This is a genomic window from Cupriavidus sp. GW821-FHT02F09 (genome assembly GCF_059421605.1).
The window spans coordinates 73,107-90,790 of record NZ_JBWKVH010000017.1 but is presented as its reverse complement, the minus strand read 5'-3'; the positions used below and the strand labels follow the sequence as shown (position 1 = coordinate 90,790).

At 62.3% G+C, this 17,684-nt stretch carries 19 protein-coding genes; 10 read left to right on the top strand and 9 right to left on the bottom strand.

Annotation, left to right across the window (positions count from 1 at the left end; all coding sequences use genetic code 11):
* Positions 1-265 precede the first annotated feature (265 nt).
* Positions 266-1,222: a LysR family transcriptional regulator gene (locus AC07XB_RS20155; RefSeq protein WP_492372166.1), complete on the top strand. Its 957-nt coding sequence runs from the start codon at positions 266-268 to the stop codon at positions 1,220-1,222.
* Positions 1,223-1,255: 33 nt separating this feature from the next.
* On the opposite strand, the gene AC07XB_RS20150 is transcribed toward AC07XB_RS20155, so the two are convergent.
* Entirely contained in the window at positions 1,256-1,720 is a 465-nt protein-coding gene (locus AC07XB_RS20150) for a RidA family protein (protein ID WP_492829570.1), read from the bottom strand.
* A gap of 127 nt (positions 1,721-1,847) precedes the next feature.
* On the opposite strand from AC07XB_RS20150, the gene AC07XB_RS20145 reads away from it, so the two are divergent.
* The 3 genes from AC07XB_RS20145 (at position 1,848) to pstS (ending at position 4,723) form a co-directional block, all read left to right on the top strand.
* Complete coding sequence (locus AC07XB_RS20145; RefSeq protein WP_492807095.1) at positions 1,848-2,507, top strand: helix-turn-helix transcriptional regulator; 660 nt, start codon at positions 1,848-1,850, stop codon at positions 2,505-2,507.
* A 131-nt stretch (positions 2,508-2,638) separates the two neighbouring features.
* Complete coding sequence (locus AC07XB_RS20140; protein ID WP_492829568.1) at positions 2,639-3,454, top strand: alpha/beta hydrolase; 816 nt, start codon at positions 2,639-2,641, stop codon at positions 3,452-3,454.
* A 237-nt stretch (positions 3,455-3,691) separates the two neighbouring features.
* Positions 3,692-4,723, top strand: coding sequence for a phosphate ABC transporter substrate-binding protein PstS (pstS, locus tag AC07XB_RS20135; RefSeq protein WP_492807091.1), 1,032 nt, complete (start codon positions 3,692-3,694; stop codon positions 4,721-4,723).
* Between the two features lie 41 nt (positions 4,724-4,764).
* On the opposite strand, the gene AC07XB_RS20130 is transcribed toward pstS, so the two are convergent.
* Both AC07XB_RS20130 and AC07XB_RS20125 read right to left on the bottom strand, forming a co-directional pair.
* Positions 4,765-5,019, bottom strand: coding sequence for a hypothetical protein (locus AC07XB_RS20130; RefSeq protein ID WP_183031900.1), 255 nt, complete (start codon positions 5,017-5,019; stop codon positions 4,765-4,767).
* A gap of 89 nt (positions 5,020-5,108) precedes the next feature.
* Positions 5,109-5,885, bottom strand: coding sequence for a CDP-diacylglycerol diphosphatase (locus tag AC07XB_RS20125; protein ID WP_492829566.1), 777 nt, complete (start codon positions 5,883-5,885; stop codon positions 5,109-5,111).
* A 441-nt stretch (positions 5,886-6,326) separates the two neighbouring features.
* Between AC07XB_RS20125 and AC07XB_RS20120 the strand changes: the two genes are divergently transcribed.
* Together AC07XB_RS20120 and yjjJ are read left to right on the top strand one after the other, a co-directional pair.
* Positions 6,327-6,572 carry a DUF3562 domain-containing protein gene (locus AC07XB_RS20120; RefSeq protein WP_416052295.1) on the top strand — a complete coding sequence of 82 codons (246 nt, stop codon included), beginning with the start codon at positions 6,327-6,329 and terminating at the stop codon, positions 6,570-6,572.
* Between the two features lie 354 nt (positions 6,573-6,926).
* A complete protein-coding gene (gene yjjJ / locus AC07XB_RS20115) occupies positions 6,927-8,252 on the top strand; it encodes a type II toxin-antitoxin system HipA family toxin YjjJ (protein WP_492829564.1) in 1,326 nt (441 codons plus the stop codon).
* 96 nt (positions 8,253-8,348) lie between these two features.
* On the opposite strand, the gene AC07XB_RS20110 is transcribed toward yjjJ, so the two are convergent.
* Both AC07XB_RS20110 and AC07XB_RS20105 read right to left on the bottom strand, forming a co-directional pair.
* Positions 8,349-9,371, bottom strand: coding sequence for an SGNH/GDSL hydrolase family protein (locus AC07XB_RS20110; protein ID WP_492829563.1), 1,023 nt, complete (start codon positions 9,369-9,371; stop codon positions 8,349-8,351).
* 337 nt (positions 9,372-9,708) lie between these two features.
* Positions 9,709-10,329: a TetR/AcrR family transcriptional regulator gene (locus tag AC07XB_RS20105; RefSeq protein ID WP_492829610.1), complete on the bottom strand. Its 621-nt coding sequence runs from the start codon at positions 10,327-10,329 to the stop codon at positions 9,709-9,711.
* Positions 10,330-10,452: 123 nt separating this feature from the next.
* Here AC07XB_RS20105 and AC07XB_RS20100 point away from each other — a divergent pair, with 123 nt between their 5' ends.
* From AC07XB_RS20100 to AC07XB_RS20085, 4 genes are all read left to right on the top strand, one after another.
* Positions 10,453-11,508 (top strand): sugar phosphate isomerase/epimerase family protein, encoded by a 1,056-nt coding sequence (locus AC07XB_RS20100; protein WP_492829561.1) that lies wholly within the window; start codon positions 10,453-10,455, stop codon positions 11,506-11,508.
* A gap of 65 nt (positions 11,509-11,573) precedes the next feature.
* A complete protein-coding gene (locus tag AC07XB_RS20095; protein ID WP_492829559.1) occupies positions 11,574-12,455 on the top strand; it encodes an alpha/beta fold hydrolase in 882 nt (293 codons plus the stop codon).
* Positions 12,445-13,383: an alpha/beta hydrolase gene (locus AC07XB_RS20090; protein WP_492829557.1), complete on the top strand. Its 939-nt coding sequence runs from the start codon at positions 12,445-12,447 to the stop codon at positions 13,381-13,383. Before AC07XB_RS20095 ends, AC07XB_RS20090 begins: the two co-directional genes overlap by 11 nt.
* A 278-nt stretch (positions 13,384-13,661) precedes the next feature.
* Positions 13,662-14,996 carry an MFS transporter gene (locus AC07XB_RS20085; protein ID WP_492372154.1) on the top strand — a complete coding sequence of 445 codons (1,335 nt, stop codon included), beginning with the start codon at positions 13,662-13,664 and terminating at the stop codon, positions 14,994-14,996.
* Here the strand turns inward: AC07XB_RS20085 and AC07XB_RS20080 are convergent.
* The 4 genes from AC07XB_RS20080 to AC07XB_RS20065 form a co-directional block, all read right to left on the bottom strand.
* Complete coding sequence (locus AC07XB_RS20080; protein ID WP_492829608.1) at positions 14,929-15,402, bottom strand: DJ-1/PfpI family protein; 474 nt, start codon at positions 15,400-15,402, stop codon at positions 14,929-14,931. The genes AC07XB_RS20085 and AC07XB_RS20080 overlap by 68 nt on opposite strands.
* Positions 15,403-15,565: 163 nt before the next feature.
* Entirely contained in the window at positions 15,566-16,264 is a 699-nt protein-coding gene (locus AC07XB_RS20075; protein WP_494752800.1) for an MFS transporter, read from the bottom strand.
* The gene (locus AC07XB_RS20070) at positions 16,245-16,907 is read right to left on the bottom strand and encodes an MFS transporter (RefSeq protein WP_492829553.1); all 663 of its coding nucleotides are present in this window, start codon (positions 16,905-16,907) and stop codon (positions 16,245-16,247) included. Before AC07XB_RS20070 ends, AC07XB_RS20075 begins: the two co-directional genes overlap by 20 nt.
* A 29-nt stretch (positions 16,908-16,936) precedes the next feature.
* Positions 16,937-17,629, bottom strand: coding sequence for a DJ-1/PfpI family protein (locus AC07XB_RS20065; protein ID WP_492829551.1), 693 nt, complete (start codon positions 17,627-17,629; stop codon positions 16,937-16,939).
* Positions 17,630-17,684: the final 55 nt, after the last annotated feature.

The window sequence follows — 17,684 nt, the reverse complement described above, 5'->3', positions numbered from 1 at the left end:
TCCATTGCATATTGCGATGCAGCGAATTATGGTGGTTGATGAAGGTGGGATAAAGCGAGGCTTTACCAATGCACTGTTTCTCCGGTGAAATAATCGGGCATGTGGCGCCCGGGAGACCCTTCGCTGTGCAAGGTCATCCATTTTGTGCTCCACTCCCGCACTTGCGCAGCCGCGCAAGCCGTCATGAGCCACGCCGGGCCGCACCCCACCCGGGTGCCTGCCCCGCCAGCCAGACCTGCCTGTTTCCTTACCCAGGGGAGTGAACATGGATCGTCTCGTATCAATGCAGGCCTTCACCCGCGTGGTGGATGTCGGCAGCTTTGCGCGCGCGGCCGAGGCCATGGACCTGCCGAAAGCCACGCTCACCCGGCTGATCCAGAACCTGGAAACCCATCTCGGCGTGAAGCTGCTGCACCGGACCACCCGGCGCATCAGCGTGACCACCGACGGCGCCGCCTATTACGAGCGCTGCGTGCGGATCCTGGCGGACGTGGAAGAGGCCGAGCAATCCCTCACCCACCAGAACAACACGCCGCGCGGCACGCTGTGCGTGGACACCACCGCCGGGCTGGCGCAACTGGTGCTGATCCCCAAGCTGCATGAGTTTTTTGCCGCCTACCCCGAGCTCAAGATGGAGCTCACCATCAACGGCAAGCCCATCGACCTGCTCAAGGAAGGCGTGGACGTGGTGCTGCGCGTGGGCGACCCGGTGGACGACACCATGGTGGCGCGCCGCATCGGCCAGCTGCGGCTGGGGCTCTACGCCTCGCCGGTCTATCTCAAGCGCAACGGCACGCCCACCCAGCCCAGCGAGCTGGTGCAGCACCGGGCCGTGAACTACCTGTCCAACCGCACCGGCCGCGAAGTACCGTGGCCGCTCGGGCAAGGCGAGCAGCGCACGGAAATGCTGCTGCCCTCGTCCATTTCCACCAACGACGGCGACGTCTACCTGAGCTGCGCGCTGGAAAGCCACGGCATCGCCCGCATCTCGCGCGCCATGGCCCTGCCCTATGTGGAAAGCGGCCGGCTGGTCGAAGTACTGCCCGACTGGCCCACAGACTCGTTGCCGATCGCCGCGATGTACCCGCAGAACCGCCACCTGTCGGCCAAGGTGCGCGTGTTCGTCAACTGGGTGGCCGAGCTTTTCGCACACCATCCGCAGTTTGGCGAGACCCAGGCGGGACAGCCTCAGCCATCCCGGCAACCCAAGCTGGCGGCCTGAGCGCAACACGGGCGTACTGCGCATTAGCACCGGTTACACCGCGCCGGAAGACGCGGCGGACATTGAGCCCTCCGCCACGGCCAGCGCTTCCACCTCGAACAACATCCCGTCAAGCGCCAGCCGCGGCACCGGAATCAAGGTGCATGCCGGCTTGGGTGTATCGCCCCAGGCGCGCGCCACCGCCGCCGCCAGCACGGCCACGCGCGCCTCGTCGTGATCCACCACCAGCACGGTCAGCTTGGCCACATGGCGCAACTGCGCGCCAGCGGCGGCCAGCGCCACGCCCAGGTTGTCGAACGCCTGGCGCACCTGCGCCTCGAAACTCTCAGGCAGGCTGCCATCCGCGCGCTCCCCACCCTGCCCGGCCACGCAGACCAGGCCCGCGCCGGGCGCGACCATCGCCACATGGGAGTAACCGTTGGCGCTGGGATCATAGAGGCCAAGCGGATTAAGCATGGTGAGCTGACGCGATGCGTGTTGGGTACGAGTGGCTTGCATGGGACGATTTCCTTGATAGACAGCATTGAAACAGCAATGATCGGCTTGGCCAGATGCAGGACAGACTCGACATTGCCGCCCGTCTGCCCTAATATCCAAGACAGTTTTTGGATATTAGGGTGCACCCATGAATTATGCAAACAATAACTTGGATAACCCTACTGGGTCTCCGGGTGATCGCATCCTGTTCCTGTTGAAGACCAAGGGCGCGGCATCGACCACGCAGATCGCCCAGGCGCTGGGCGGCACCGCCGAGGCCGCACGCCAGCAGGTGCAGAAGCTGCTCGCCGCCGGGCTGATCGAGGGCCGACAGCAAAGCGCCAGCGGCGCAGGCCGGCCGCGCCAGGACTGGACCCTCACCACCAGCGGGCACGGCCGCTTTCCCGATACCCACGCGCAACTCACCATCCAGCTGATCGGATCGGTGCGGCAGTTGTTCGGCGAGGAAGGCATGGACAAGCTGATCGGCCAGCGCGAGTCCGAAACCCGCGCGCAATATCTCGCGGCGGTCGCCGGCCAGGGCGAGTTGCAGCAGCGGCTCGCCACGCTCACCGCGCTGCGCCAGGCCGAAGGCTATATGGCGCGCCTTGAGCAAGACGGCAAGGACTGGCTGCTGATCGAAGACCATTGCCCGATCTGCGCCGCTGCGCAGACCTGCCAGGGGTTCTGCCGGGCAGAGCTGCGGATCTTCCAGGAGGTCATCGGCGCGCAAGCGACCGTCACCCGCGAAGAGCATCTGCTGAGCAACGCGCGGCGCTGCGTGTATCGCGTCACTGCCGCGGCATAGGTGCCATAGGTGAAATAGGTGACCAGCCGGGGTTAGCGTGGATTGGTCATCCTTGCCGCCGATGCTATCTTGCTGCGCACCCACGGCGCCGTGCCCGCCAATTCGAAATTCGAACCCCGGAGAGACAACCCATGCCTTGCCGCCAAGCAAACACGCCGCGACGGTTCCGCCAGGCCACGCTCTGCCTCACGCTGCTGCTCTGCACCCTGGCAGCGCGCGCACAGACCGCGCCACAGGTGGTTGACATCCCGACGCGCCCCGGCGTGACGCAGCGCTTCCTGTATCTGGCGCCCGCACAGCCCACGGCTGCGGTGATCCTCTACGCAGGCGCGCATGGTGGCCTGAACATCTACCCCAACGGGGGCGTTGCCTGGGGTGCCGGCAATTTCCTGGTGCGCTCGCGCCAACTCTTCGTCGACAACGGGTTCGCGGTTGCCGTCATCGATGCGCCGAGCGACCGCCTGTCCTGGCCCTACCTGAGCGGCTTCCGCCTGTCCGCCGAGCATGCCGAAGACACCAAGGCCGTGATCGCCTGGATGCGCAGCCACACCAACCTGCCTGTCTGGCTGGTCGGCACCAGCCGCGGCACCCAGTCGGTAGCGTCCACCGCGATCCGGCTAGCGGACGATGGCGGCCCCGATGGCATCGTGTTGACCGCCACCATCCTGCGCGACGATCGCGGCCAACAGGTGCCGGCGATGGCCCTCGACAAACTCAAGATACCCGTGCTCGTGGTCCATCACGAACAGGATGGCTGCAAGCAGTGCCCGTACAACGAAGTGCAAGGACTGATGGACAAGCTGGCCAAAGCCCCCAAAGCCGGACTGATCCACTTCGCCGGCGGCAAGAGCGTTGGAGACCCGTGCGAGGCCATGTCCTATCACGGATTCAACGGGATCGAGCCACAAGTGGTGACGGCCGTAGCGGGGTGGATGGCGGAAAAGTAAAGACTCGGCAAGCCATAATGACAGCCCGGCGACAACATCATGACAACGCGATGACGCACCGTTGCGCCTCTCCGTCGCACTTGCAAAACACCTTGCCGATAACAAGGCAGCGAGTGCTAGGATAAGCATGTGACCTCCCCGGCGGACCGCGCCGTTGAAGCGTTACATGCAGTACGTCCGATACGGGCGTACGTGCGCTAAGTGCGCCGTTCACTGACATGCCTGGGAGGTTGCAAAATGACTCCAACCCTCTTTTGGCAAAACGTGAAGCGCAGCGCCACGCTCATCAGCCTGTTCGCCGGCTGTGCGCTTTGCGCGCACGCGGGCGATATCACCGGCGCTGGCTCCACCTTCGTCTATCCCCTGCTGGTGAAATGGGCGGCCACCTACTACGCCAAGACCGGCCAGGAGGTGAACTACCAGCCCACCGGCTCGGGCAACGGCATCCGGCAGATCAAGGCGGCCAATGTCACGTTCGGCGCCTCCGACATGCCGCTCAAGCCAGATGAATTACGCGCAGCCGGACTGGTCCAGTTTCCGCTGGTTGTCGGTGGCGTGGTGCCGATCGTCAACCTGGACGGCGTAGCCGCTGGCCAGGTCCGCTTTACTGGCCAATTGCTGGCGGATATCTATCTGGGCAAGATCGCCAACTGGGATGACCCGGCCATCGGCGCGATCAACCCCGGCATCCACTTCCCCAATCAAAAGATCCTGGTCGTGCATCGCAGCGACAGCTCCGGCACGACCTTCAACTGGGCCGACTACCTGTCCAAGGTCAGCGACGAATGGAAAGGCAGCGTGGGTTCGGGCACCACCGTCAAATGGCCGGCAGGCGTCGGCGCCAACGGCAACGAGGGCGTGGCCACCTACATCAAGAATGTCAAAGGGGCGATCGGCTACGTCGAGCTGACTTACGCGCTGCAACGCAAGCTGCCCTACACGGCGGTGCGAAACCGGGACGGTGCGTTTATCGAGCCCGCGCGGGAGAGCTTCAGCGCAGCGGTAGCGTCTGCGGACTGGAGCCAGCACCCCGACTTCTATCAGGTCATTACGGACGCGCCCGGCACACAAGCGTGGCCAATTACCGGCGCCGTGTTCGTGATCATGCCAAAGGCGCCGAAGGATCCCGCCAGCGCCAAAGCCGCCCTCGCATTCTTCCGTTGGGCACTGAATGACGGGCAGGCTGATGCCGCGGCAGAGCACTACGTGGCGCTGCCACCCGCGCTGGTCAAGCAGATCGAAGCCTACTGGGGAGAGAACCTGAAGTGAGTGCGGAAAGCCCTGCGCTGCAGCGCGTTCCCGGTTTCCGCTCAGTGCTCCGTATCGCCGGCGTGGGCGCTCCAGTCAATATGGTCCGAGAGATAGTGCCTGTAGGCATACTCGACATCGGCATCGGCGTCCTCATGGGCCTGGAGCGGATTGTCCCTGCACATGGGGCAAGTGTGCCGTGATGACGCTTGCGTCTGCGTGCCCTCCATCATGGTCACAAACCCTCTGTAACGCCCCCAGGGCAATTCCTCAACAGAAGTGACGAGGAACAAATCGCCGCGCTGATACGTTGCCATGGCTGCACTCCTTCATGCTGATCGGGGACATTCATTCTAGCAACGGCTTGCGCGAGCGCAACCCCGGTTTGGCAGCCTCGAAGCCGAGGTTACTCAAGCGCCGCTGGCGCGTCTTCTTGCACATCCTCTTGCGCCAGTTTGCACTGGCGGTCCAGGAAATCGCTGGCGTGTCCATTGCTGCCAGCCTCACGATCGACCGGTTGGTCCACGATGACAAAGCCGCCCGTGCCCTTGGCATCCGCCACATAAGTGACAAACACGCCCCGGTCCGGCACGACTGACGCCGCCTCGCCAAGACGATGCTTGATAAGCAGGAATGGATTGACGGACAGCGCCGCTCCCGGCGAAGGCACGAAAACAGCCTGTACCGGCTTGCCCATGAACCGCAGCGCCGTCCAGGCGGTCCCGATACGCGCACTCGCGCCGGCGACAAAGTCCCTGGCATCCCGGCTGATGCAGTCCAGGTGGATATGCATCTGCTCCTGGCTGCGGGCCGCCTTAGCATTGATCGCCAGCCCCAGGATGCCATCCGGCAACGGCCGCCCGCGTGCCTGCCCGACAAACCGCCTGACGTCCCAGCCGAATGCCCACGGGTTCGGCCCGCCCTCTTCCCACAAGCCTCGTTCCTCCACGCCAGTCACGCGATGATCCGGAATGACGAGAAAATGCGAGCGGCCGATGGCATCCTTGTAGAGCACCAAGCCTTTTTCACGATCCACCACCACGCAATCGGGATGATGCGGCGCGCCGGGTGCCAGGCAGCGCGCCTGCACGTTACGCCACAGCCCGTCCTTGGCAAACATCGCAAGAAACCCGACGTCCGCATCAGCCCAGGCACTCGGCGCCATGCAAAGCACCAGCAGCATGGCCAATCGCCGCGCCGTGGCACCAAAAACAAAAAGAGCCATCAACCTGATGGCTCCACACCCCGCGAACAAACCAGCAAAGCACACCCCATCCCCAGCATCCCCGGCATTCTTGGACGCACGGTGAGACCACAAAGCGAGGGAGAGGCCAACCGACTCGTTACGACGACTACGACGACTACGACGATCCAGGCCTGGGGCAGTCGTGGGTATTGGCATTCAGAACTTATCCACCTGAGTCGGCATAGCCTGCATTGTGCAGGACAAATATGGCAACACGATGGCGTGTTTAGCGACGCTGCATTCCTATACTTGAGAATGCGCCTCACCGATTATCAGGCGAGTGCCTGACCAAGCCCTTTCGCCCTTTCGTCCTCAAACAACACGCGCCAGCACAGCGCCACATCACGCACCGCCGTTTCCTGCCAGGTGGCAGGCAATATGAAAACCGAATCACAGTCCTCAATGATCGCCAGGATATCCGAAGCCCTGAAAGTCCCGGTGGAGGAGGTGGAGCGCGCGTATTTCGCCGCCTGGCACGAGCTTCAGGCCGGCGCCAAGATTCACGACTACCTGCCGCTGTTTGCCGCCAGGCGCGTGACGGAGGCGTTTCGGAAACAACGGCAATCCTCAGCGCTACCACCCCCGCCTGTTCCGGCATCGGCCGCGCCGCCGCGCTACGTTTAGCAGCCGAAGGGGCCGAAGTCATCGTTGGCGCGCGCCGCACTTAAGCTAGAGGAGTGGTGGAGCGGTGTTCCTAAGACCACTGACTTTCTGCGTACCAAACGCCGCTTTGTGCGATTTTTTCCGCTTGTCCGCGTAACCCGGACACGGACACGGACAAGCCTCCTACGGCGCATACGCTCTCCCCCACTATCGATCAGCCCCAATCGAGGGGGCGCTCGACCTCCTTCTTGTTCGCGTCCGCCTGTCGCTACCCGCCCGTATCTATTCACGAGGCAGTGACCCAAGCAAGAAAACACTTCCAAACCATTGATATACAATGAATTCCTGAAATGACGATCCATTCAATATCTATTCATGCCCACCCGACCATCCGCCCTGCTGGAAATCCTTAGCGAGGGACCCGCCAACGCGGCGAGCTTGTGCCTGCGGCTGAAGATCAGCCAGCCCACGCTGTCGCGCCGTATCGCAGAAGCTGGCGACCGCATTGCGCGTGTTGGCAGCGCGCGGGCTGTGCGGTATCTGGCATGCCGGATTGTGGCGGGGCAGACGCAATTTGCGCTGTACCGTGTTACGGCTGCAGGTCGGATTGAACAATGGGGCGAGCTGCTGCCGGTCCATCCAGGCTTTATCCTACGCCAAAGTGGCGAAGACGACTGCTTGCTGGACAGCTTGCCTTGGTGGCTACAGGACATGCGCCCGCAAGGCTTTATCGGGCGGCACTGGGTGCGCCACCGTGCCGCTGCGCTAGGTTTGCCAGATGACCTGCTGAATTGGAGCGACGACCATGTGCTGGCCGCGCTGGCGGCGGGAGAGCATGATGTGCCCGGCAATCTGCTTCTGGGTGACGCAAGCCGCTCCGCCTGGCTGGCACACCAGCCGGACAGCATCGCCACGAGTGAGCGCGCACAGCATTACCCTCGCCTTGCCGCCCAATCGATGGCGGGCGAATTGGTTGGCTCCAGTGCCGGCGGGGAGCAACCCAAATTCGCCGTGCACATGAATGGGCATGCAGTCCTCGTCAAGTTCAGTGCCGCGCAGGACAACGCGATTAGTCAGCGTTGGCGCGACCTGCTGCTGGCGGAGCATCTCGCCCTGCAACAGTTGGCCAATCACGGCCTATTAGCTGCCAATAGCGAAGTGCTGGATGCTAACGGCCAGCGTTTCCTGCAGCTATCGCGCTTCGACCGCACCCAGCAGGGTGGTCGGCGTGGCGTGGTGTCACTGGCCACCTTGGACGCGGAATTCGTCGGGCGGGCTCGCGCGACCTGGCCGGAACTCACCGAAGCACTACTCAAGCAGGCCCGCATTACGAAGCAAGCCCATCAGGATGTCTGCCGGCTATATGCCTTCGGCCGCCTGATCGGCAACAGTGATATGCACAATGGCAACCTTGCCTTTCTGCATGAAGGCACCATGCCCCTGTCACAGGCCCCTGCTTATGACATGCTGCCCATGGCCCTGGCCCCCGACCGCAGCGGCACAATGCGCGACAACCTGCCCACGTTCACACTGCCCACTCAGCCGCCGGCCAGCGTATGGCACGAAATGCTGCCGTTGGCCCGCGCATACTGGCGGCGCCTCGCCGAGCACCCGCTGGCCAGTTCAGAATTTGCGGAGATTGCCGGACGGCAGCAGGCCTGGCTCGACGAAGCCAGCCGGCAGCTCGAGCGGCTGGCCTGAGAGCAAGCACGCCCGCATGCTCTGGGGACATGCTGGCAAAAAAACGAACGTGCTGGAACCCGACGATTCTGCTGGCGAGTCATCATTTTCCCAGGCTCAGTGACCAAGACCACTCCTGGCGATCTGCTGCTCAACGAACTGGGCGAACAATGCATGCAGGCGCGTCGCCGGATGAAGGTCGTCGGCGAACATGTAGGTCTGATCGGCATTGGCCGTCACGTAGGTAGCCGGCGAGCACAACAAGGCCGTGTCGTGAGGCGTTTTCGCAGGATCGCAGGCGACGCCGGTGTTTGACACGACGAAGCCATTGGCCTGAAAGCTCGCAATGATCTGGTTCTCCCATGTATAAGAATCGATCTGGATGACCTTGCCTTGCAGGCCATCGGCCTGCAAGGCAGCGATCAAGCTGTTGTTGAAGATCTGCGATAGCTGGGTCAGGTTTGCCCCGCCGTCGGACGAGGCGATGCCTTTGGGCGATAGTCCGACATTCGGGACATTGACCAAGACGACATGCGTGGCGCCGTTCTGGATGATCTGTCCGACTATTTGCGCCAGGGTGGTTGCCGCCGTCTGCACGGTCTGCGCCGCGGCCGGCAGTGCCCCGGCGCGAAGCACGTCGTTCGAGCCGCCCCAGACCAGCACCAGCTGATTGGCGTTGAAGCTCCCGTGTGCGGACAAATATCTCGAAACCTGCTGGTTGACGGGCATTTCGACGTTGCCGATCACGTCAGTCAGAAAATTGTTCAGGTTTGCCGGCGTTGCCACCGTGGCGCCGCCCTCCGCATAGCCGAGGCCGCCTTGCGCACTCAACTGATGCGTGATGCCGATCGTAAACGCAGCGCTTAGCGTATCGCCATAGTATTGCGCCACATTCTGAGTCCACACTTGCCCAGGATTGGTTGTGAATCGCCCTCCGCCGACCGCGCTAGCGATCGGCGCAAAGGTCCCGACATCAGACAGGCTGTCGCCAAACGAGACAACTTGCAGCGCAATGCCGCCTGCCGGGCCGGACGCGCCACTGCTGCTACCCGAGCCGCCTCCATCCCCGCCGCATGCGGCAACCAGCGAAATCACCACGGCAAGAATCGCGGCACGTACCTGATCGATGCTTCTTTGCATGGTTTCTCCCCGCAGGTTGGCCGGGCAACCGCCCCCACGTGGCGGGCCGATCGGCGGCCCGCATATCGCTCTTGCGATAGGTACCTTGTCAGGCTGACGAGTGCAAAGCGCACATGGCTGCCTTGCCGCTGACCGGCGGCTCATCAGTAGCCCATCAGTAGCTAGACTAGCGAAGGGCTCTGCGCGATGACGCATGACGCATGACGCATTGATTATAGTGACCTGAACGGGCCGTGCAGTCGGTACGGTGCCGGACATGGTGGACGTCCGGATGTCAATCCGGCCCAGATCAGCAAGCAGGGGCCGCACCCGGTGCAGCGAGCGCCACTCTTCCGAATCAACGTTGAGAGTCGGCTTTGCCAGGGGCTGCGGCAGCATCCAGAGCCAGCATCGCGGGCCCGATCATCGCCTGCAAGCGGGCGCGGCTGACGCCGTCGCGGGCCTGCACGGAGATGCCGTGCAGCAGCGCGCCGTAGAGATCGCCAAGCGCGGCGATGTCGGTGTCCTGCCGCAGTTCACCGCTTTGCACCGCCGCATGCAGCCGGTCAATGATGGATTGCGTGCGCTGGCGGCGATGTTCTGCCAGCCAGTCGGCCACCGGTTCGTTCTCGAGTGCGCAACTGCTGGCCGCGGACACCACCAGGCAGCCATGCGGACGGCCGCGTTTGGTGTAGGTCCGCGCCGCGTCGTTGAGCAAGCGTTCGATGGCCTGCCTGGCCGACTCCTCTTCCTGCATGGCTCGATCCGCGAAGCCACCTTCGCCTGCCTCGTAGAGCGCCACCGCTTCCCGGAACAACGCTTCCTTGCTGCCGAACGCCGCGTAGATGCGCGCCGAGGCCAGGCCCAGCGCCTCGACCAGCGTCGACATCGACGCGCCTTCATAGCCGCGCTCCCAGAACACGGTCATGGCCGTATTCAGGGCTTGGTCTCGATCAAATTCTCTGGGGCGTCCGGCCATGTTCTGCTCGTGAGTGAATGCTGTCGCGGCGTGCATTTTACCGTCGCGGCGCCGAACACGGTTGACTTCCTCATCCTTGCCATCTATTCTTTGTCGCTCAACAAACAATAGGCGGTTCAATCCATGCAAACCATCAAAGGTCCAAGTCTCCACCTCGCCCAGTTCAGCGACACGCAAGCGCCGTTCAACACGCTGCCCGCCATCGCCAAATGGGCCGCCGACATCGGCTTCAAGGCATTGCAGATTCCAGCGTGGGACGAGCGCCTGTTCGACGTGAAGACCGCAGCGCAAAGCCAGACATACTGCGACGAAGTCAAAGGCATGCTGGCCGGGCACGGCCTGGTCATCAGCGAACTGACCACGCATATCTTCGGGCAGCTGGTGGCGGTGCATCCCGCCTACGATTCAATGTGCGACAACTTCGCGCCGCCCGCGCTGCGCGGCAATCCGCAGGCGCGCTCCGCCTGGGCGCTGGAGCGCCTCCAGCTTGCCGCCAAGGCGTCGCGCCGGCTTGGCCTGACCGAGATGGGCACCTTCTCCGGCTCGTTCGCGTGGCCTTACCTGTTCCCGTTCCCGCAGCGCCCGGAAGGCTTGATCGAAGCCGCCTTCGAAGAACTCGCCAAACGCTGGTTGCCGGTGCTCAATGCCTGCGATGCGCAAGGCGTCAACCTTTGCTATGAGATTCATCCCAGCGAAGACCTCCACGACGGCGCCACCTTCGAGCGCTTCCTCGGCCTGGTTGGCGACCATCCGCGCTGCCACATCCTGTTCGATCCCAGCCACTTCGTGCTGCAACAGCTGAACTACCTGGACTACATCGACTTGTACCGCGACCGCATCCGCATGTTCCACGTCAAGGACGCCGAGTTCAACCCAAGCGGGCGGCAAGGCATCTATGGCGGATATACGTCGTGGACCGAGCGCGCCGGACGCTTCCGCTCGCTGGGCGATGGCCAGGTCGATTTCAAGTCGATTTTCTCCAAGCTTGCGCAATACGACTACCAAGGCTGGGCCACGCTCGAGTGGGAGTGCTGCCTGAAAAACCAGGAAGACGGTGCGCGCGAAGGCGTGGATTTCATCAACCGCCATATCATCCGCGTGACCTCACGCATCTTCGACGACTTTGCTGGCGCCACCGTCAACAAGGCGCAGATCGACAGCATGCTCGGCATCGCCTGACACCGACATCGCATTCATCGCATCCAATGCCTCCGATACATCCAATCCATCCACCGAAGACATCCATGCAAGACAACACCCAACACACGCACACTTATGTACGCATTGACGGCCACCGTGTGCACTGTGTCACCGCAGGCAGCGGCCTGCCGGTTCTGCTGATTCCCGGTTGGCCGCAGACGTGGTTCGCCTGGCGCCATGTCATGGCGGCGCTCGCACAATGCGGCTTTCTCGCCGTCGCGGTCGACCCGCCGGGCACTGGGCATTCCGACCGGCCGCCCACGGGCTACGACACCGGCGCCACTGCCCACACATTGCACCGCGTGATGGCCGCACTGGGCCATGGCCGCTATCAGGTGGTCGGCCACGATGTGGGCATGTGGGTGGCCTACGCGCTGGCCAGCGACCATCCCGACGCAGTCACGCGGCTGGCGCTTACCGAGGCCGTGATCCCCGGACTTGCGCCTGCGCCGAGCATCTTCGCCCCGCCTGCCGAGAACAAGTTCCTGTGGCACTTCATGTTCAACCAGGTAGCCGATCTGCCCGAGACGCTGATCGCCGGGCGCGAGGCCGCCTACCTGAATTTCATGTTCGACCAGTGGTCCCATCGTCGCGACCGCGTGGCCGTGGACACCTACATCGCGGCCTATTCGGCGCCGGGCGGCCTGCGCGGCGGTTTCGCCTACTACCGCGCGATTCCGGAAACGGTGCGGCAGAACCGCGAACGCGCAAAGCGCAAGCTGGCGATGCCGGTGCTAGCCATCGGCGCGGAGCACGCGACCAACGATGCGCCACTGGAGACGCTGCGCGACAACGCCATCGACCTGCGCGGCGTGGTGGTGCCGGACTGCGGCCACTTCATCATGGAGGAGGCACCAGAGGCATTCATCGCTGAACTGCTGCCGTTCCTGGAAGCGCAGCAGGGAGGGCATGCGCATGTCCGTTGATGTAGATATCGTTCGCTTCCTGGCAGCGTTACCAGCAAGTGTCGGTGAGACGTCGCTAGTGGAAATGCGCCAGGCCACCGAACGAGATTTGCCTGCGCTGCACGGCCCCTTGCAGGAAGTGGCCGCGATCAAGGTGTTCAGCGTGACAGCCGATGACGGCTACGAGATCAGGATTCGCGGCTACTGGCCGACGGCGTCGCGGCAAGCTGACGCGCCGCTGCCTGCCATCGTGTTCGCGCACGGCGGCGGCTGGGTTCTCTGCTCGCTGGCGCTTTACGACAACCCCTGCCGTGCCTTGGCCAACGCCACCGGCTGCGTGGTGCTGTCGGTGGACTACAGGCTCGCGCCCGAGCACAAGTTCCCTGTGCCGCTGGAGGACGTGTATCGCGCGGTGGTGTGGGCATTCGACAAAGCTGCGGAACTCGGCATCGATCCAAAGCGGATCGCTGTAGGCGGCGACAGCGCCGGCGGCAACCTTGCCGCCGCTGCGGCCCTGTTGGCACGCGACCGCAATGGCCCCGCCATCGCGCATCAGTTGCTGCTGTATCCCGCGTTGGACAGCGCGATGGACTCGAACTCCTACGCCGAATTTTCCGAGGGCTACTACCTGACGCGAGATGTGATGGCATCCTGCTGGTCGGCCTACCTGCGCGGACCGGCGGACAAAGGCTCGCCATATGCGTCGCCGCTGCGCGCAGAGCGGCTCGATGGCCTGCCACCCGCCATCATTCTGGTCTGCGAGTACGACCCACTGCGCGACGAAGGCGAGGCTTACGCCCGCCGGCTCGCCGACGCGGGCGTCATCGTGCAACAGACTCGCTTGCCGGGCATGGTGCATGCCTGCATCCACCTGCTCGGCGTGGCGCCTGCTGCGCAATGCCTGTTCGATCGCGTCGGCGCGATGATGAAAGCGGCGCTACGGGCGTAACCGTCGGATGCCACTCAGGCGCGCAACGCGCCGGACGCTACCGGATGAACCTGGTGGACGCTGGGCAGGCCATCGCGCCGCCCGCGAGCAGCGCGTCATATCGCTCGCGGGCGGCATTCTCCGCGCGAATGCGGTAGGCGTGGGAACATCGAGTCCCATTTTTTACCTACACGTTTCCCGCACTGACGCTCTATTCTGTTAACCATGCCCGGTGGCGCAGCCCGCACATGCACGGGAGCCCCTCCGATTGGTTTTCCGAGGACGTGTACGTGGCCCCCATGTCCAAGAACTTCAAACGCGCCTCTACGAAAACGCCGGCCGCATCCGCTCGTCACGGTGCCGAGGGCAGCGACCGAACCCTGCTGTATTTCGGTTGCCTCACCCTGTTCATCTATCTGGCAACGCCGGCGGGTTTCCTGGTTGATGTACAGACGTCGTACATACTCAAGAACCAGTTGCATGCAACGGCAACGCAGATCTCGACATTCCGGCTGGTTACGGGCATACCCGTGTACATCGCGTTCGCTTTTGGCCTCGCGCGCGACCAATGGAACCCGCTGGGATTGCGCGATCGTGGCTTCTTCCTGATTTTCGCTCCGGTGACCGCGGTGGCATTCGTCTGGATAGCGTTTTCAGGTTTCTCATACGCGGGACTGGTCATCGGGATGCTGCTGGCAATGCTGTCGTCCCGATTTGTCGCCGCGGCCTATCAGGGCTTGATCGCCTTGGTGGGCCAGGAAAAACGCATGTCCGGGCGCCTGAGCGCGCTGTGCAACTTGGTCAGCTCCGTCCCGGTCGTTGCGGGCGCGTTCGCTTCCGGGTACATCTCCGATCATCTTGCCGCGAAAGAAGCCTTTATCCTGGTGGCGACGGTTACGTTATTGATTGCCGCGCTGGGGCTCTGGAAGCCCGTTTCCGTCTTCGGCCAACTCTACGATCAGCCGCAAGCCAGGGGCGCGGATCTCCTTGGCAACGTCAGCAGGCTGGCGAAGCATAAGGCCGTCTATCCAGCGGTTCTCATCTGCTTTCTGTGGAACTTTGCGCCAGGATCGGCCACTCCGCTACAGTTCTATCTGACCAATGTGCTGCATGCATCGGATTCCATTTACTCGTACTACAACGGGATCTTTGCCGCCGCGTTCATCCCGACATTTTTGCTGTATGGCTTTCTGTGCAAGAAAGTACCGCTGAACAAGCTGCTGTGGTGGGGAACGATCGTCGCAGTGCCACAGATGATTCCGCTAGCATTCATTCACTCAGCCAATCTCGCGCTTGTGTTGGCGGCTCCGATAGGGCTGATGGGCGGTGTAGCCACGGCAGCATATCTCGATCTCGCGATGCGGTCCTGCCCGCCTGGCTTGCAAGGCACCTTGATGATGCTGGTGGATGGCGTACTCGCGCTCTCGGCGCGTGCCGGGGATCTATTGGGCTCATGGATCTATAACAGCAGCCCAACGCACGGATTCACCTATTGCGTGATCGCGACGACCGTGGTGTACGCCCTGATCCTGCCCTTGATCCCGCTGGCGCCGAAAGAATTGATTGCTACCAAGGATGGCGAACCCAACCCGGAGGTCGAAGCCAAGGTGCTGAGCGAGATCCGGGAAACGTAAGCGAGTGACTAGTACCGTCGGGCCCGTACGTGGCGATCCGCTCTGATAGGGAGGCTCTGGATCGTACTCCATCTGGATCCATCTGGAGCTGTACTTCCTGTGCCACGTCATCGCCCATAAGGTCGGCCACTATGGATAAGGCAAAGTCGATCCTCGAGGTTACACCCGCACCAGTCATCCGGTTTCGATTCCGCACAACGCACTCGCGAACGGGTTCCGCTCCGAGCAGACTCAACTGATCGATAGAGGACCAATGGCAAGTTGCACGGTAGCCCGTGAGGAGGCCAGCCGCCCCCAAAACCAGGGATCCAGTGCAGACAGACGGATCTGTTCGAGCACCGTCGTCTTGAATTCGGCGCTGTACCCGCGCCTTCGCGCGCCGCCCAACTGTCGACACATTATCCATCGTCTCCACGATCTCCTTCGTGGGGACGATGCAGGATCGCTTCGATCAGCTCAAAATGGGAAAGCTGGACGCTTACCGTTCGACGTCGAATCGAACGACGAGCTGCTGGCGCTCATCAGCGTGCTTCCTCTCGTTCCGTACATGGACCCTTCTCGCGTCAGCGCTAAAGAGTCAACTCTGAACTCACGGAACTTGCGCGCCCGTTGTTACGGCTGATCCACTGCATCGCGAACGCCGATGTGAGTCCGCCGATCGCGACAATCGCGACCAACAACCCGGGTGCCGCCTTGTTTCCGGTTGCATTTGCGATCAGTGTAGTGGCGAGAGGCGTAAATCCACCCAAGAGGGCAGCGGCAACGTTATAGCTGATCGCCAAGCCGCTGAAGCGAAGCCTTACGGGAAATAGACTCGATGCAAGTACGCCGAACGAGCCTGAGATCAGTGAGCATACAAGCGCCATGCTAAAAAACGTGAGATATGGAGGACGTGCGGGCGCCGTGAGCAGCGATGCGTAGAACGGGTAGGCACCCATGGCAATCGCTGCGCTACCGAGGATATACAAGCTGTGGGGGCGTATGCGATCTGCAGCATAGCCGACGACGACGATGGCAATCGACATAACTGCCAAGGCGGTCATCACGAGACCGCTGGCTGCACGAGCCGAGAATCCGGCTACCTGTTCGAGGTACGGGACCATCGCAACGTTCAGCATTGCTATCAGCATCTGGTTCAACCCCACGATACCAACGCCAACCGCGATCTGCGAAGAGTACGTGCGTGTTACCTCCCATGCCGGCAATCGAGCGCGTTTTTGAGCTTGGACCGAGAGGAACATCGGCGTCTCACGCAGATTTCCACGCATGCATGCATGCACCAACGACACCGAGCACGCCACCTGCAAGAAACGCCAGTCGCCAACCAAATGTGCCTATGTCCTCGGCATTCAGTATTGTATGCAGCCCCATGCTAATGCCGACGGCGAGTAAGCTCCCAGTATTGACGCACGAGAACATGAGGCCACACGCCAGTCCAGTCCAATTCGGAGCCGTCTCGACCACGTACGCAATTGCTCCTGGCAGTTCCCCGCCGACACATGCGCCCTGCACAAAGCGCATCAACACGAAAAGACTGGTCGCGGCGACTCCGAACGATGCATATGTGGGAATGCACGCCATGATGATCGTCGCGGCAGCCATCGTGATGAGCGATACGTTGAAGGCGGCGCGACGACCGAAGCGATCACCAATGTGACCGAGAACAAGACCGCCGACCGGTCTTGCGAAATAGCCGACAGCAAATGCAGCGAATGCAGCGGCCATCGACGTCGCCGGACTACCGGTTGGAAAGAACGCACGAGCGACGTATGGGGCAAACACGCCATAAACGATGAAGTCGTAGAACTCGAGGCCACCGCCGATGCTTGCAATCACTATCGTGCGCCAGTCGATTCTCTGCTCGGAGCGCGCGTGTGCGTCAGTGGGCGAACTGACACCGCTTGTTCCCATGTCATATCCTCCTCTCAATTCGGTTGTGTTCAGGGATGGAGTATTGCAGCGGCACGCGCAACGGCGTACTGTCGACGTTTCATCCGATCTTGGCTCAATGCATCGAGTTGCTCTCGTACTGCTCGTGGCGCACGATCCGGCGATCCCGAGTCGAACGGAGGAGCCGGGTCGTACTCGAGCAAAAGCTGGATGGTCTGTGCAGCCTCGGTGCTTACCAAATCGCCGACGACCTTCAGCGCCATATCGATGCCGGCAGTGACCCCACCCGAAGTAAAGAAGCGTCCGTCCGTAGTCATGCGTTCGCGCGTAGGAGTCGCGCCAAAGTCTGCAAGCAGGTCAGCGGATTGCCAATGGCAGCTTGCACGCAGACCGTGTAGACAACCTGCTGCGCCGAGCAGCAAGGGGCCAGTGCAGATGCCAAACACGTAACGAGCCCCGGCCGATTGCTCGCGGACAAAATCGACGGTTCGAGGATCAAGCATGGCATCGTCTACACCAGGGCCACCCGGTACGACCAGCAAATCGTACTGGGGCGCCTCGGCAAAGGACGTCGTTGGCAACCAGGAAAATCCGCGCCCGCAGCGTACTGACTCGCGTGTTTTGGCGACCAAATCTACCTGCCAACTCTCGACTGCGCTTAGCACTTCGAGTGGACCGTTCATGTCCAACTGTGTGATTCCTGGATACATCAGCATCCCTACCCGAAATACAATGTCACTCATGTGAGCCGCTCCTTTGACTGGGCTGGTGTCCATTCTAAGGAGCGCAAAGTTGGCA

Coding starts and splice junctions, on each gene's coding strand:
- AC07XB_RS20155 (WP_492372166.1), top strand. CDS start 266: ATGGATCGTCTCGTATCAATGCAGGCCTTCACCCGCGTGGTGGATGTC.
- AC07XB_RS20150 (WP_492829570.1), bottom strand. CDS start 1,720: ATGCAAGCCACTCGTACCCAACACGCATCGCGTCAGCTCACCATGCTT.
- AC07XB_RS20145 (WP_492807095.1), top strand. CDS start 1,848: ATGAATTATGCAAACAATAACTTGGATAACCCTACTGGGTCTCCGGGT.
- AC07XB_RS20140 (WP_492829568.1), top strand. CDS start 2,639: ATGCCTTGCCGCCAAGCAAACACGCCGCGACGGTTCCGCCAGGCCACG.
- pstS (WP_492807091.1), top strand. CDS start 3,692: ATGACTCCAACCCTCTTTTGGCAAAACGTGAAGCGCAGCGCCACGCTC.
- AC07XB_RS20130 (WP_183031900.1), bottom strand. CDS start 5,019: ATGGCAACGTATCAGCGCGGCGATTTGTTCCTCGTCACTTCTGTTGAG.
- AC07XB_RS20125 (WP_492829566.1), bottom strand. CDS start 5,885: ATGCTGCTGGTGCTTTGCATGGCGCCGAGTGCCTGGGCTGATGCGGAC.
- AC07XB_RS20120 (WP_416052295.1), top strand. CDS start 6,327: ATGAAAACCGAATCACAGTCCTCAATGATCGCCAGGATATCCGAAGCC.
- yjjJ (WP_492829564.1), top strand. CDS start 6,927: ATGCCCACCCGACCATCCGCCCTGCTGGAAATCCTTAGCGAGGGACCC.
- AC07XB_RS20110 (WP_492829563.1), bottom strand. CDS start 9,371: ATGCAAAGAAGCATCGATCAGGTACGTGCCGCGATTCTTGCCGTGGTG.
- AC07XB_RS20105 (WP_492829610.1), bottom strand. CDS start 10,329: ATGGCCGGACGCCCCAGAGAATTTGATCGAGACCAAGCCCTGAATACG.
- AC07XB_RS20100 (WP_492829561.1), top strand. CDS start 10,453: ATGCAAACCATCAAAGGTCCAAGTCTCCACCTCGCCCAGTTCAGCGAC.
- AC07XB_RS20095 (WP_492829559.1), top strand. CDS start 11,574: ATGCAAGACAACACCCAACACACGCACACTTATGTACGCATTGACGGC.
- AC07XB_RS20090 (WP_492829557.1), top strand. CDS start 12,445: ATGTCCGTTGATGTAGATATCGTTCGCTTCCTGGCAGCGTTACCAGCA.
- AC07XB_RS20085 (WP_492372154.1), top strand. CDS start 13,662: ATGTCCAAGAACTTCAAACGCGCCTCTACGAAAACGCCGGCCGCATCC.
- AC07XB_RS20080 (WP_492829608.1), bottom strand. CDS start 15,402: ATGGATAATGTGTCGACAGTTGGGCGGCGCGCGAAGGCGCGGGTACAG.
- AC07XB_RS20075 (WP_494752800.1), bottom strand. CDS start 16,264: ATGCGTGGAAATCTGCGTGAGACGCCGATGTTCCTCTCGGTCCAAGCT.
- AC07XB_RS20070 (WP_492829553.1), bottom strand. CDS start 16,907: ATGGGAACAAGCGGTGTCAGTTCGCCCACTGACGCACACGCGCGCTCC.
- AC07XB_RS20065 (WP_492829551.1), bottom strand. CDS start 17,629: ATGAGTGACATTGTATTTCGGGTAGGGATGCTGATGTATCCAGGAATC.